We start from the raw sequence: 14477 nt of genomic DNA on the forward strand, positions 1-14477 counted from the left end.
TGCGAGGGGGCGGTTACTACTCGTCGTCGTCTCCTCCGAAGCTGATGGAGTCTTCCGAGGACGCGTCGGCGAAGACGCCGCCGGCCTGGCTGCGGGAGCGGAAGGTGTTTTTTTCGATCTGCTCCTGGGTTTTCATGGAGTAGCGCGTGAAGGGCACAGCCAGCAGGCGCTCCTCTCGGATCTGCTTGCCGGTCATCTCGCAGATGCCGTAGGTGCCTTTGAAAATGCGATCGATAGCGGCTTCGATCTCGTGCAGGGCGTCCTGTTCGTTGGACACCATGCTCAGGGCGAAATCGCGGTCGAAGGTATCGGTGCCCGCGTCGGCCATGTGCTGGCTGTAGCTGGAAAGGTCGCCGGAGTCGTCCTTGCTGGAGCGCTTGAGGGTTTCCTCGGTATGGGCGTGCAAGCCTTCCTTCACGTGGTTTCGCAGTTCGACCAGCAGGTCGTAGAACTTGCGGTACTTGGCGGGGACTTGGCTCTCGTCGCGCTTCTTCTCCACCGGAGCGGTGGGGTTGTAGCCGAGGATGTCGGCCAGTGAAGCGGCTCCGTAGCTTTGCTTCTGGTGCTTGGCCTCGGCCTCTTCCAGAGCCTTGCGGGCCTTTTCCTTGGCGGCGATATCGGTATCCTTCTTCGAATCGTCGTCGCCTCGGGTGCTCGCGATAGCGATGGCGTCGTCGAGCGAGAAGCCGCTGCCCTTGCTTTTCGAAACTCCGTTTTTCTTCTTCGCTGGCTTTTTGGCGGCAGACTTTTTGGTTTTCTTAGGGGTCTTTTTTTCTTCGGGCATGTGTTCAGGCTTGAGTTAGAGCTTTCTCGCAGCGCGAACAGGTGTGTTCGTTTTCAGTGCCGCCTTCCAGCTGGGGCTCCCATCTCCAGCAGCGTGGACAGCGACCTCCGGTCGCTTTGCTGGCGGCGATGGCGAGCTCAGCCTTCTCGTGGGCTGCGAGTTCGACTTTGGAAACGATAAGTAGTTCCTCGAGAAAGTGTTGATAGCGGTCGAGACGTACGAACGAGGCGTCGCTTTGCTTGCCGGAAATCGTCACGTACGCGTCGAGCGAGCGTCCGATTTCACCGCTGGAGCGCAGGCCTTCCAGCTTTTCGTTCACCTGGTCGCGGAAGGAGAACAGCTCCACGAAGTCCGCTGCCAGCTCCGCGTCCTGCCAGCTCTTGGCGTCTGAAGGCCAATCCTGCAGGGCGAGGGCGTCGTCGGTGAAGTCGGTCTCCTCCTTGAAGTAGGCCCAGGCCTCGTCGGAGGTGAAGGGCAGGATAGGTCCGAGCAGGCGGACCAAGGTGTTGAAGATGTGGTAGATGGCGGTCTGGGAGGAACGACGCAGCGGGTGGCTGTTTTCCAGCGTGTACATGCGATCCTTGAGGATGTCGTGGTACAGCGAGGACAGGGTGACCGAGCAGAACTGGTTGCAGAGCTGGAAGACCTTGTGGAACTCGTAGTTCTCGTAGGCCTTTTCCACCTGTTCCGCTAGCTCTCCGGTCTTGTGCAGGGCCCAGCGGTCGAGCTCGTGCAGCTCCTTGATCGGCAGGGCGTGCTGCTCGAAGTCGAAGTCGTAGAGATTGGAGAGCTGGTAGCGGTAGGTGTTGCGGAAGAGACGATAGGCGTCTCCCACGCCAGCGAGGATTTGCTCCGAGATGCCGATGTCGGCCCGGAAGTCGGTGGAGGCGATCCACAGGCGCACCACGTCGGCCCCGAACTTGTCCATGTAGTGGACGAGCGTCATGGCGCCGTCGCTCTTGGAGAGCTTGGAGCCGTCCTGGTTCACCAGGAAGCCGTGGGTGAGAATCTTCTCGTAGGGCGCTTTGTTTTCGCGGATGACGCCGGTCCAGAGGGAGGACTGGAACCAGCCGCGATGCTGGTCGCTGCCTTCCAGGTAGAGGTCGCAGGGCCACTTGAGCTCCGGATTGCTTTTGAGCACCGAGAAGTGGCTGGTGCCAGAGTCGATCCAGACATCGAGCGTGTCGGTGCCGGCTTTGAGTTTCTTGCCTTTCCAGGATTCAGGCAGCTCGATGCCGGAGAGCAGTTCCTCGGAGGTGGAGGTGTACCAGAGATTGGTGCCAGCGGAAGCGACCTTGTCCGCGACCGCTTTGATGACGCCGGCGTCCATGTAGGCTTCGCCGTTTTCATCGTAAAACGCGGGAATGGGCACGCCCCAGGAGCGTTGACGGCTGATGCACCAGTCGGGCCGCGATTCCACGGCGCCGGTGATGCGCTTTTCGCCCCATTCGGGGATCCACTTCACTTGCTTGATGGCGTCGAGGGCCGTCTGGCGCTTGTCGGCCTTGTCGAGCGCGACGAACCATTGGTCCACGGCTCGGAAAATGACAGGTGTCTTGGAGCGCCAGCAGTGCGGGTAGCTGTGCTTGATGTTCTTCTTCTTCAGCAGGGCTCCCGCTTCGTCGAGGGCTTTGAGCACCTTGCCGTTGGCGGGCACCCAGCCGTTTTCCTCCAGCACGGATTCGCCCACCAAGTAGTCGGGCACCTGGCCGTCGTCGTCGTACTTGCCCTCGTCGTTGACCGGGCAGTAGATGTCCAGGCCGTAGCTCAGGCCCGTGAGGTAGTCTTCCTGTCCGTGACCGGGAGCGGTGTGCACGCAGCCGGTACCGGACTCGGTGGTGACGTAGTCGGCCAGCACGATGGGGCTGGGGCGGTCGATGAGCGGATGGCGAGATTCGACGCCTTCCAGATCCTGACCGAGGACCTCCTTGACGATTTTCCAGTCTTCGAGGTCAACATCCGCCACGAACTTCTCGACTAGGTCCTTGGCCACGATGAATACCGTTTCGCCCGCTTCCACGAAGGCGTAGGTGAGGCGAGGGTGCACGGCGACCGCGAGGTTGGCGGGAATGGTCCACGGAGTGGTGGTCCAGATGACGGTGGAAAGCGGCTTTTCGATGCCGAACTTGGCTTTTTCCGGAATGTCGAAGGCGACCCAGATGGAAGGGCTGGTGTGGTCCTTGTATTCAATCTCCGCTTCCGCCAGCGCGGTGGCGCAAGGGATGGACCAGTAGACTGGCTTCTTGCTGCGGTAGACCAGGCCTTGCTCGACGAAGGAGGCGAGGGTGCGTAGGATTTCCGCTTCGTAGGCGGGATTCTTGGTCTTGTATTCGTTTTCCCAATCCGCCAGCACGCCGAGGCGTCTGAACTGCTCGCGCTGCACGCCGATCCAATGCTCGGAAAACGCGTCGCACTTGTCGCGCAGCTCCGCGGTAGAGAGGTCCTTGCCCTCGGCCTGCAGCTCCTTGGTGACCTTGTGCTCGATCGGGAGTCCGTGGCAGTCCCAGCCGGGCAAGTAGGGGGTGCGGAAGCCTTGGGCTGCCTTGTAGCGCAGGACGATTTCCTTGAGCGTCTTGTTGAGGGCGTGGCCGAGGTGGAGTTCGCCGTTGGTGAAAGGCGGTCCATCGTGCAGCACGAAGAGCGGTCCGTCGGCGTTCTTTTCCTGAAGCTTCTGGTAGAGATTCGACGTTTCCCAGCGCTCTACTCTAGCCGGCTCTCGTTTGCCCAAGTTTGCCCGCATGGGGAAGGCCGTTTTGGGGAGATTCAGTGTGTCTTTGAAATTCGCTGACATGCCCGTCTTTTTAAGAATGCGCGGATACTGCGGATGCCGGTAGGCGTGTCAAGGGCGTAGCCGTGCGGATTTGCCTGCGGGTTTGCGCGTGCGCGGCGGGAGCGGCTGGAAGCCTCATGCCACGGCTAGAGACTGGATGCGCTGGAAGAGCTGGTGGGTGTTTTCCGGGGCGATGCGATCGGTGACGATGCACGGATCGTAGAGGAACTCGGTGTCGAGCCGCAGTCCGTTTTCGCTGCCGGGCCGCACGAAGTCCTCCACGAAGTCCATGCCGCCGCGGCTCTTGAGCCAGCGGTAGTAGAGGTCTGCGGCGTCGCTTTCGATCACGATGTCGACCTGAAGGCGCAAGGAGCAAATAAGCGTCAGGTCCCGGAAGGATGCGAACCAGGTCGGTGGATTTAGCAATTCGTCTCGTATGATCAGAATCATGGCGCTTGGTGCTGGGCGAAAGCCGCTTTCGACGTAGCCAAAAGCGTGCCAGCTAGGGGTAAGTATCGACCGCTTGCCCATGGTTTTTTACAAAGCAGGCCGTAGGCGTGATTTTCGACAGGAAGTTTACACGCTTGTTCGTCCCGCGCCCCTGGCGATAGCGGGGCCCGGCAGAATTTCCGCGAGGCGAGGGGAACCTTTTAGCCTCCTGCGGAAAACGGGTTTGCTTTCTCCTGTCAGATTTGCCCAATGTGCCAGCCTTTTTTGCGAAAAGCTATGAAACGGACACATCATTGCGGCCAGCTTCGCTCGAGCGACGTTGGAAAATCGGTAGCGCTGATCGGCTGGGTAGACTCCATCCGCGATCACGGCGGGATTCTCTTTATCGACCTAAGAGACCGCGAAGGCCTGACTCAGGTGAAGGCCAATCCGAATAGCGATGACGCCGATTTCAATGCGGCCATCAACAGCCTCAAGCCCGAGTCCGTGGCCGAGTTTCACGGCGAGGTGGAAGCTCGAGAGGAGGGCACGATCAATGCGAAGATGCCTACCGGCGAGATCGAGGTGCAGGCCCGCTCCGTCGTGGTGCACAACATCTCCGAAACGCCTCCATTCCCCATCGAGGACGACAAGGGCGACAAGGTGAACGAGGACCTGCGTCTGCGCTACCGCTACCTCGACCTGCGCCGCAACAAGATGAGCAAGGTGGTGCGCATGCGCCACAACACCACCAAAGCCATCCGCGACTACATGGATGGAGAGGGATTTGTGGACGTGGAAACGCCCATCCTCTTCAAAAGCACGCCGGAGGGGGCTCGCGAGTACCTGGTGCCCAGCCGCATCAACCCAGGCGAGTTCTACGCCCTGCCGCAATCGCCGCAGCAGTTCAAGCAGATGCTGATGGTGGCCGGTGTGGAGCGCTACTACCAGGTCGCCCGCTGCTTCCGTGACGAAGACCTTCGCGCCGATCGCCAGATGGAGTTCACTCAGCTCGACATCGAGCTCTCCTTCATCGATCGGGAAGACATGTACGCCCTCATCGAGGGACTCATGAAGAAAATTTGGAAAGACGTGCTCGATATGGAAATCGAAGCCCCGTTCCCGCGCATGTCCTTCCAGGATGCGATGGACCGCTACGGGGTGGACAAACCCGACACGCGCTTCGGTCTGGAGCTGAACGACTTTTCGGAAACCTTCGCCAAATCCTCCTTCAAGGTCTTCCAAGCCACCATCGCCAAGGGCGGTGTAGTCAAGGCCTTCAAGGCGCCCACGCTGGCGGACGTGACGCAGGGCGAGATGAAGCATCTCGAGGAGACTGCCAAGTCGCTCGGCGCCAAGGGATTGGCCTTTATCAAGGTCGCTGAAGGCGGGGAATGGAAGTCGCCCATCGTGAAGTTTTTCTCCGAGGAGGAAAAGGCGGCTCTCAACGAAAAGCTTGGCCTGGAGGAAGGGGACATCGTTTTCTTCGCCGCCTCCAAGTGGGAGGAAGCCTGCGCTATCCTCGGTCGAATCCGTCTGGAATGCGCCGAGCTGCTCAAGAAGCGTGCACGCTTGGAGATCCCCAAGGATCAGTTCAATTTCCTGTGGGTGGTCGACTTCCCGCTCATGTCCTACGACGACGAAGCAGGACGCTACGTGGCCACGCACCATCCCTTCACCGCGCCGGTGGCCGAGGACGTACAGTACCTCGACTCCGATCCTAAGCGCGTGCGCGGTCAGCACTACGACCTAGTGCTGAACGGCGTGGAGCTCGGTGGTGGCTCGATCCGTATCCATCAGCGAGCGGTGCAGCAGAAGGTGTTTGAAGACGTGCTCAAGATCCCTGCTGACGTGGTGAAGGAACGCTTCGGCTACATGCTGGAAGCCTTCAAGTATGGAGCTCCGCCACACGGAGGCATCGCCTTCGGCCTCGACCGTCTGGTGATGATTCTCGCCGGTTTGAGCAGCATTCGCGATGTGATCGCGTTCCCGAAGACGCAGAAGGGGCAGTGCCTCATGACGGACAGCCCGACTCCGGTGACGGCCAAGCAGCTCAAGGATTTGCACATCGATACTGTGGTGCTCGACGAGGAATCGTGAGCAGGTTGCCTATATATTAGAAGCAGGCGCGATGGGCGCCGCACCGAAGCGACTCATAGTCAAACGCTTTCCAAGACCGCTCAATTTCGAGCGGTCTTTTTTTGCACGGTGACATTTGAGCGCCCGCGAGCGAGGTGATGCTGTTCTAGAAATTATATTCATGGGTTTCTAGAGGCGGACTCGCAAAATTCTGTCAAAACTAGGTAGCTGGCATGCCAGTTGCTGAAAGTCCGACGGTCCTTGATCTGCCAACAGCAGCGTCAATCCCCCATCACTAACCACAACATGAATAATATGAAAAAACTCCTCCGAATAATTCCAGGATGCCTGCTCTTCGCGTTGGTCGCGTCGATGGCATTGGATCTCTCAACCGCGATGGCTCAAGAAGAAGAGAGTCCTGTCGCTGACTATCTTGAGATGGTCGAGTCCTACGGACCCGAATACGCTCCTGCTTTCGACTTTTTCACCGTGTCGATGCTCTGGACCGTGATGGCCGCAGCTCTCGTATTCATCATGCACCTCGGCTTCGCGACCCTCGAGGCTGGACTGACGCAGTCCAAGAACACCGTAAACATTCTCTTCAAGAATGTGTGGATCATCTCGATCGGCCTTCTCACCTACGCTTTGGTGGGTTTCAACACGCACTACCCGGGAGACTTCAATGGTTGGTTCTCCATCGGCGGCCCGATTGGCGATCTGAATGCTGACGGTGGTTCGACCTGGGGCTACGGCGGTCTTGGCCTGGCTATGACTGGTTTCGGCGACTTCATCTTCCAGGCGATGTTTGCCGCGACAGCTGCGACTATCGTTTCCGGAGCGGTTGCCGAGCGCGTGAAGCTCTCCTCCTTCATGATCTATTCGACGATCCTCGTGGCGTTTGGCTACACCATCGCCGGCTCCTGGCACTGGGGTGGCGGCTGGCTCAACCAGATGGAAAATCCTTTTTACGACTTCGCCGGTTCCACTGTGGTCCACGGTTTCGGAGGCGCAGCGGCCTTGGCGGCAGTTTTGATCCTGGGACCACGCAAAGGCAAGTACACCAAGGACGGCAAGATCAAGCCGATCCTCGGTCACAGCATGCCGCTGGCGGCAGTGGGCGTTTTCCTGCTCTTCTTCGGATGGTTCGGATTCAACGGCGGCTCGGTACTCTCCGCTAATCCTGGTCCTCTCGGTCTGGTCTTCACCACGACCGCTCTTGCCGCAGCTGCGGGGGGTGTCGCTTCGATCTTCATCTCTTGGATGGTTCTGAAGAAGCCGGACCTTTCGATGGCCCTCAACGGTCTGCTCGCAGGTCTGGTGAGCATCACCGCCGGCGCTGACTCGGTTTCCGTGTGGAGCTCGGTCATCATGGGCGCCATCGGTGGCGTGATTGTGGTTTTCTCGATCCTCTTCTTCGACAAGATCAAGATCGACGACCCTGTCGGCGCGATCTCCGTTCACGGAGTGTGCGGCATCTGGGGCACTCTCGCCGTTGGCATCTTCGGCGGAGCAAGCTTCGTTTCCCAGCTCATCGGTGTAGTTGGCGTCTACGTATTCGCGTTCGTCTTCTCGCTCGTGCTTTTCATGGTCATCAAGGCGATCATGGGTGTGCGCGTTGCGGAAGAAGAAGAGTTCGAAGGTTTGGACGTGGGCGAGCACGGGCAGGAAGCCTATCCGGACTTCTCTATCTCCTCTCGCTAAAGGGTATCTGTAAGGTTAAGAAGTACATTTACTTGCATAAGCAGATGCGATTCGTATCAATCACACTAAACCTCAAAGAATTCTCCCTATGAAATTAGTTGTAGCCATTATCAAGCCCTTCAAGTTGGAAGAGGTTAAAGAAGCGCTCTCTGAAATCGGCATCGAAGGCATGACCGTGACGGAGGTGAAGGGCTTCGGTCGCCAAAAGGGTCACACGGAAATCTACCGCGGTAGCGAGTACACTGTGGACTTCCTTCCGAAGGTTAAGATCGAGATCGCCGTTCCCGACGATATCGTTTCGAAAGCTGCTGAGGCGATCGTCAAGTCCGCCAAGACTGGCAAGATCGGCGACGGCAAGGTTTTCGTTCTTCCGCTGGAAGAAGCGATCCGTATCCGTACCGACGAGCAGGGCGAAACCGCTCTCTAATCGACTCCTCGGATAGGATTTCATTTTCGGCCGGCCTCCTCGCGAGGCCGGCTTTTTTTGTCCGTCACCATCTTGGAAGAGAGCTGGCTTGCTCCGTAGGTAAGCGTATTTGCTGTCCCGATGCTGGTGGACAGAGCTCGGGCCCCTAGGCAGGGCGCTTCTAATCATATTGGTCGGGCTGCTCGGGCGCCCATGGCGTGGCAGCGAAGGCTTCTTGTCTGAAGCCGGTTCTCGGAACCCCCTCGAGGACAGCTACTGGTCCTCGTCTCTCGGTCCTGTGAGCGTCCGCGGCATTCGGCGCCAGCCCCTAGTTCGAACGTGACGACCAGCGCGTGCGAGGCAGGGGCGGGAGAGCGACCTAGCGCTTTACGCAGACTTGACGGCGCGTGCCAATTGAAGCTGCAGCTCTTCGATGTCTTCCGGTACTTGCAGACCGGCGTGATGCTTGAGAGCCTCGATGAGGTTTAGGTTCGCTTTCAGCCGATCGTTGGACTGCTCTGCAGCGGCGACGCGACTGCGACGAATCGCTTCGCCCGAACGGACGGCTAAGTTGAGAGCGATCTGCTGTTTTTCGCTCAGCGGAGAGGCTTCCACCACTAGCTTTTTCGCCTCCTCCACGAGATCGTCGTAGAGCGATTTCAAGTGGCTTTCCCGTTCCGCGCCGGACAGCGCGTCCTGTTCGGGGGAGTAGTAGGCCACGGCCTTCTTGAAGGTCTCGGGGTGAATGGCCGAGACATACTGCATGGTGTTGACGTGCTGGATGAAGCGGAAAATGCGCAGGCTGTTGGGCAGTTCGGCCAGCATCAGAGCCATGTACAGGGCGTAGAAGATGGTCAGGAGGGCTCCCGCGCCCATCAGGAGCCCGGTGGTGAGCAGCACGAGGTTGAGCAGCAAGCCGGTGAAAAGGACAATGAGAGAGAGGACGCAACGGTCGAACTGGCGGGCGAACGGAACGGGGAAGGGTTTTAGCGTCTTCAGATCGTAGTAGCGCGCCGGCACGTCTCCGTAGACGATGCCGAGCAGGTAGAGGATCAGCGGCACGAACAGCATGGGCCAAAGCCAACCTGCTCGCTCTTCGATGCCTCCGGTGTAGTATTCGAAGAGCGTCGCTCCGAATAGCAGCATCACAATCAGCAGCATGCCCTTTTTCCAAGGGGTGATCTGGATCGGATCTGGCTTCGGCTCGTGCGCGGGATTCATGAGGAGGATCTGTCTGGGATGGCTCAGGCGAAGCCGTCTTTCAAGCAGATCTAGGGAACCTCTCCCTGATTGGAATGCAAAACGCCTTGGGCACAAAAAAAGGCAGCTTTGATGGCTGCCCGGCTTCGTTTTCTGAATGTCGTAAAGTGGTGGACGGGAAGGGACTCGAACCCCCGACCTACTGGGTGTAAACCAGTTGCTCTAACCAACTGAGCTACCCGTCCATCGGAAAAGGTGGGAAATAAGGAATATGCGTTGAGGCATGGCAAGGCAATTTTTCAGGAAAAAACAAATGCGGCGAACATGCTCCTTGCATGCCAGCGAGACCTCGCCTTATAAGGGCGGCTTTTCCCTATCCGATCACTCATGAGACACACCATCTCCGTCCTCGTAGAAAATAAATTTGGCGTCCTGGCCCGCATCGCAGGCCTCTTCAGCGGCCGCGGGTTCAACATCGACACCCTAAACGTGGCTCCGACGCACGATCCTGAACTGTCCCGCGTCACCGCTGTGGTCCGCGGCGACGACACGGTGCTCGACCAGATCACCAAGCAGCTCAAGAAGCTGATCAACGTGGTGGAAGTGCACGACTTCCAGACAGGGCAGGCGGTCAGCCGCGAACTGGTCATGGTGAAGCTCAAGGCCGGTTCCGATCATCGATCCGAAATTATCCAGATCTGCGAACTTTTCCGCGCCAAGATCATCAACGTGAACCATGAGGACGTGGTGGCGGAGATCACCGGCGACGAAGGCAAGATCGAGGCGTTTCTGAATCTAGTGGAGTCTTTCGGCATCCTAGAGCTGTGCCGCACGGGCAACCTCGCCATGCAGCGCTAGTCGGCGCGATCGGCTCAACGCTTTCGGAAAAGAGGATGAGCGCCCCGGATCGGGAATTTGTCATCGCGACGCGCAAGAGCCCTCTGGCCATGGCCCAAACCGAACTTGCGAAATCGCGGTTCGAATCAGCTATGCCAGATGCTCGATTTCGTATCGAAAAGATGGTGACCACTGGCGACAAGCGTCAGGAATGGTCGCTGGAGAAGCAGGGCGGCAAAGGGCTCTTCACCAAGGAGCTGGAGGACGCTTTGCTAGACGGTCGCGCGGACTTCGCGGTGCACAGCGCCAAGGACCTGCCTTCGGAAATGCCTCGAGGGCTTGCCTTGGCTGGCTTTCTCCCGAGGGAAAGCTGCGAGGACGTGCTGATCGTGCGCGAAGGTGTGGGGACGCCAGCCAGCATCGCCACCAGCAGCCCGCGTCGCCGCATTCAGCTGCGCTACCTGTTTCCGGAAGCGGAGTTCACCGAGATTCGTGGAAACGTGGATACGCGGCTCAACAAGATCGCTCGCGGGGTGGCTGACGCGACGGTGCTCGCTTCCGCAGGTTTGAACCGGTTGGGCATCTCCGAATGGGAGGGGGTTACGTTTCGTAAGCTCACGCTTGACGAATGCGTCCCTGCGGTGGGACAGGCCGCAGTCGCTATCCAGTGTCGGGAGGAGGACGTACCCTTGTTCGCTCCGCATCTCGACGAGGAAACCGCGGTGGCGGTTCATCTCGAGAGAGCGTTTTTGCAGACTTTGGGCGGCGGATGCCAGGTGGCGTTCGCGGTCAACTACACAGATACCGCTCTGCGGATCTTCCATCTCGCTTGCGGACGGGAGACGCGAAATCTGCCGCGGGAGTATGTAGCCAGTCACTACGAAAAGATCGCCAGCGGCTTAATCGAACAGCTCGAGCTAAAAGATGCCTGAGGGAATCGTTTATCTGGTCGGCGCGGGCCCAGGCAACCCGGAGCTTTTGACAGTGAGGGCGAAGGAGCTGATCGAATCCGCGCAGGCTTTGGTGTACGACTATTTGGTTCACCCCGCCTTCATGCACCTGGTCCCAAGGGACTGCGAAATGATCTGCGTGGGCAAGCGAAAGGGGTTTCACTCCAAGCCGCAATCCGAGATCCAAGCCATTCTCTTGCGCAAGGCGAAGGAGGGGAAGCGAGTCGTGCGGCTGAAAGGTGGCGATCCGTTCCTGTTTGGCAGAGGAGGAGAGGAGGCCAAGGCCTTGCAGGAGGCTGGCATCGAGTTCGAGGTGGTCCCCGGGATCACCGCAGCCATGGGCGCCTCGGCCTACAGCGGCATCCCGCTTACGGATCGCAACACCAACGCGACGCTCGTCTTCGTGACTGGCCATGAGGATCCCCAAAAAATGGATACGACCGTGGACTGGGCGTCGCTGCCGAAAAAGAACTCCATGATTTGCGTCTACATGGGCGTTTCGAATCTGGAGCCGATGGCGCGTCGCTTGATCGAGGGAGGCTTTCCCAGAGATACGCCGGTGGCCTGCGTCGAATGGGCGACGCTGGGGCACCAGCGAATTTGTCGGGGAAAGCTGGATACGATATCGGAGGTTTCCAAGGCGTTTGGCCTGAAGGCGCCGGCAATCATTATGGTAGGAGAGAATGCGGCTATGAGCGAAGAATTATCCTGGTTTGAGAAAAAGCCTTTGCAGGGGCGCCGCTTCGTGGTGACCCGAAGTCGGGGGCAAGCGAGCGAGCTGAGCGCCAAGCTGGAAAGGCTGGGGGCGGAAGTCATCGGGCTGCCGCTGATTTCCATCACCCGAAACATCGACCCGCAGACCAAGGAGGACGTGTTCAAGGAGATCGCCTCCTACGACTGGCTGGTGTTTTCCAGCCCGAACGGGGTGCGGTTCTTCTTCGAGGCCTTCTTCGAGACCTTCGAGGACATTCGTTCGCTCGGCTTTCTGCGCATCGCGGCAGTGGGTAAATCGACCGCGAAGGAAATCAAGAAGTACTACGTCACCACGGATCTGATACCGGACGAAGCGAACGCGGAGAGCTTGGCCGATGCTTTGATCGCCACCGACAGCATGGACAGCGCGAAGATCCTGGTGGTCGCAGGCAACCTTGGACGGGACGTTTTGATCGACAAGCTTGAGGAGGCTCGGGCCATCGTGGATCGTTTCGAGGTCTACAAGACCGAGCAGACGGATTTGAGCGAGCAGCCCGCGGCCAAGCAGTTTCGCGAGCAGGGGGCGGATGGCATCCTGTTTACCAGCTCCTCGGGCGTTCGTTCCTTTGTGGAGCAGGCCAAACACCTGCAGCTTGGCGACGGGGCGCTGCGTCCCAAAACCATCAGCATCGGCAAGATCACGTCCGCTGCCATGAAGGAGATGGGGCTGCCAGTCGATTTGCAGGCCAAGGAGGCCAGCCTCGACAGCCTCGTCGAAGCGGTGGTCAAACGCTTCGGCAAATAAGCTCCCTTTTTTCCGTTCTTATCCTAGAGTTTCCATCAAATGAAAGTTCCCTTCATCGATCTGCAGCGGGCTCACGCTCCGCTCAAAGAAGAGTTAATCGAAGCCTTTTCCAGGACCATCGATCATGGCGGCTACTGTCTCGGCCCGGACGTGGACGCCTTTGAAGCGGGCTTCGCGGAGGAGCAGCATGTCGCCGGGTGCGTTGGCGTGGGAAGCGGAACGGAAGCCTTGCACTTGATCGCCCTCGCCATGGGAGTCGGACCTGGCGACGAGGTGGTGGTGCCAGCCTTCACCTTCATCGCCTCGGCCTGGTTCGCCCAGTACGTGGGGGCGAAGGTCGTGTTCGCGGATGTGGATTCCAATACCTTCACGGTTACGCGCGGTAGTATCGAGAAAGTGGTGACAGATAAGACCAAGGCGATCGTGGTGACTCACTTGTTCGGCCAAGCGGCCGATATGGAGCCGATCATGGCCTTCGCCATGGAACGTGGCATCAAGGTGGTGGAAGACGCTGCTCAAGCCCACCTCGCCCAGTACAAGGGACGCTATGTGGGGGACATCGGCGACGCCGCCGCGTTTTCGTTTTATCCCACAAAGAACCTCGGCGGGCTCGGCGAGGGCGGCGCGGTGACCTCTCGCGACAGCGCATTGCTGGAACAGATCCGGATCCTTCGCGCCCATGGCTCGAAGGAGCGGTATTTGAATCATTTCGTTGGATACAACAATCGCATGGAGGGCCTGCAGGCCGCAGCTCTGAACGTGAAGCTTCCTCACTTGCGTGGCAAGACGGCGCGCCGTCAGCGAATCGCTCGCGGCTACCTCGGTGGGATTTCCAACAAGGACATTCAGCTTCCCATGCCCACCCGCTACGGCGAATCGGTTTATCATATGTTCACCATTCGCCACCCGGAGCGCGATCGCCTGAAGGCCTACCTTGCGGAGCAAGGCATCGGCTCGGACATCGTGTATCCCTATCCGTTGCATCTGCAGCCCTGCTTCAGCTTCCTCGGCTACCGGGAGGGCGATTTTCCCGTAGCGGAAGAGGTGGCGAAGACCTGCCTCAGCCTGCCGATCGTGCCGGAGTTGACCGACGAGGAGATTGATTATGTGATCAAAGCCTTGAACGCTTTCGCCTGAGGCTTGTCTCACCTAGGATGGTCAACGGAATCCAGTTTAAGGTGTGCGGTCTCACGCGGGCGGTTTGCGCTCAGGCTGCCGCGGAGGCTGGGGCCGACTTTCTAGGGTTCATTTTCTACCCCAAGTCTCCACGTCACATTCGCTTGGAGCGCTACCATGATATCGAAGGGCGCTTGCCGAAGCTGCCTCGCGTCGCGGTGACGGTGGCGCCTGACATCTTCACTTTCGCCAAGCTGGAGGCGGCGGGGTTCGACTATTTTCAGATCCATTTTCCGGTAGGCTTGAAGGAGGAGATACCCAGTTGGGAGCGTTTGGTGGGCAAGGATCGGCTCTGGCTCGCTCCCAAGATTCCGCCGGACGTCGAATTCGACCAAAGCATGTTGGACCACTGCTCCGGCGTGCTTTGGGACGCTTACAAGAAGGACGCCAGCGTCTATGGGGGTACCGGCCAGCGCAGCGATTGGAAATCCTTTGCCCAGCTTCAGCGGAAGTACCCGGATCACCGGTGGATCCTCGCGGGCGGCATTTCCCCCGAAAACGCGGCGGAGGCCATCGAGGAAACGGGAGCGAAGTGCCTGGATTTCAATAGCTCCCTGGAAGCGGAACCGGGATTGAAGGATCTAAATCGCTTAGCGGAGGTCAGAGATGCTCTGTCCAAGGTGTTGCTCTAGAACGGACCCGCGTTT

At 58.9% G+C, this 14477-nt stretch carries 12 protein-coding genes and 1 tRNA gene; 8 read left to right on the top strand and 5 right to left on the bottom strand.

All coding sequences use genetic code 11. The annotated features are described in order from the left end of the window. Positions 1–16 precede the first annotated feature (16 nt). The 3 genes from QEH54_RS07490 to QEH54_RS07500 all read right to left on the bottom strand — a co-directional run bounded on the left by QEH54_RS07490 (position 17) and on the right by QEH54_RS07500 (position 4004). The gene (locus QEH54_RS07490; RefSeq protein ID WP_309018031.1) at positions 17–784 is read right to left on the bottom strand and encodes a TraR/DksA C4-type zinc finger protein; all 768 of its coding nucleotides are present in this window, start codon (positions 782–784) and stop codon (positions 17–19) included. Positions 785–788: 4 nt separating this feature from the next. Then, positions 789–3575: an isoleucine--tRNA ligase gene (gene ileS, locus QEH54_RS07495; RefSeq protein ID WP_309018032.1), complete on the bottom strand. Its 2787-nt coding sequence runs from the start codon at positions 3573–3575 to the stop codon at positions 789–791. A gap of 114 nt (positions 3576–3689) precedes the next feature. Beyond that, the gene (locus QEH54_RS07500; RefSeq protein WP_309018033.1) at positions 3690–4004 is read right to left on the bottom strand and encodes a hypothetical protein; all 315 of its coding nucleotides are present in this window, start codon (positions 4002–4004) and stop codon (positions 3690–3692) included. A 276-nt stretch (positions 4005–4280) separates the two neighbouring features. Here QEH54_RS07500 and aspS point away from each other — a divergent pair, with 276 nt between their 5' ends. The 3 genes from aspS to QEH54_RS07515 all read left to right on the top strand — a co-directional run bounded on the left by aspS (position 4281) and on the right by QEH54_RS07515 (position 8190). Then, positions 4281–6083, top strand: a complete 1803-nt coding sequence (gene aspS, locus QEH54_RS07505; RefSeq protein WP_309018034.1) for an aspartate--tRNA ligase — start codon at positions 4281–4283, stop codon at positions 6081–6083. A 294-nt stretch (positions 6084–6377) separates the two neighbouring features. Continuing rightward, positions 6378–7763, top strand: coding sequence for an ammonium transporter (locus QEH54_RS07510; protein ID WP_309018035.1), 1386 nt, complete (start codon positions 6378–6380; stop codon positions 7761–7763). Positions 7764–7851: 88 nt separating this feature from the next. Continuing rightward, complete coding sequence (locus tag QEH54_RS07515) at positions 7852–8190, top strand: P-II family nitrogen regulator (protein WP_309018036.1); 339 nt, start codon at positions 7852–7854, stop codon at positions 8188–8190. Positions 8191–8556: 366 nt separating this feature from the next. Here QEH54_RS07515 and QEH54_RS07520 read toward each other — a convergent pair whose 3' ends face one another. Then, a complete protein-coding gene (locus QEH54_RS07520) occupies positions 8557–9390 on the bottom strand; it encodes a hypothetical protein (protein ID WP_309018037.1) in 834 nt (277 codons plus the stop codon). 147 nt (positions 9391–9537) lie between these two features. Then, positions 9538–9614 (bottom strand) — tRNA-Val (locus QEH54_RS07525). Positions 9615–9756: 142 nt separating this feature from the next. Between QEH54_RS07525 and ilvN the strand changes: the two genes are divergently transcribed. Genes ilvN through QEH54_RS07550 form a run of 5 tightly spaced genes read left to right on the top strand, consistent with a single transcriptional unit; the run spans position 9757 to position 14462 of the window. Continuing rightward, complete coding sequence (gene ilvN / locus QEH54_RS07530; RefSeq protein WP_309018038.1) at positions 9757–10227, top strand: acetolactate synthase small subunit; 471 nt, start codon at positions 9757–9759, stop codon at positions 10225–10227. A 35-nt stretch (positions 10228–10262) separates the two neighbouring features. Continuing rightward, positions 10263–11138 carry a hydroxymethylbilane synthase gene (hemC, locus tag QEH54_RS07535; RefSeq protein WP_309018039.1) on the top strand — a complete coding sequence of 292 codons (876 nt, stop codon included), beginning with the start codon at positions 10263–10265 and terminating at the stop codon, positions 11136–11138. Further along, positions 11131–12654, top strand: coding sequence for a uroporphyrinogen-III C-methyltransferase (gene cobA / locus QEH54_RS07540; protein WP_309018040.1), 1524 nt, complete (start codon positions 11131–11133; stop codon positions 12652–12654). The genes hemC and cobA overlap by 8 nt, the downstream gene beginning before the upstream one ends. Positions 12655–12693: 39 nt before the next feature. Then, positions 12694–13791 (top strand): DegT/DnrJ/EryC1/StrS family aminotransferase, encoded by a 1098-nt coding sequence (locus QEH54_RS07545; protein ID WP_309018041.1) that lies wholly within the window; start codon positions 12694–12696, stop codon positions 13789–13791. Between the two features lie 17 nt (positions 13792–13808). Next, complete coding sequence (locus QEH54_RS07550) at positions 13809–14462, top strand: hypothetical protein (protein WP_309018042.1); 654 nt, start codon at positions 13809–13811, stop codon at positions 14460–14462. Positions 14463–14477 lie beyond the last annotated feature (15 nt).

The organism is Pelagicoccus sp. SDUM812003, assembly GCF_031127815.1.
In the GTDB taxonomy this organism is placed as follows: Bacteria; Verrucomicrobiota; Verrucomicrobiia; order Opitutales; family Opitutaceae; genus Pelagicoccus.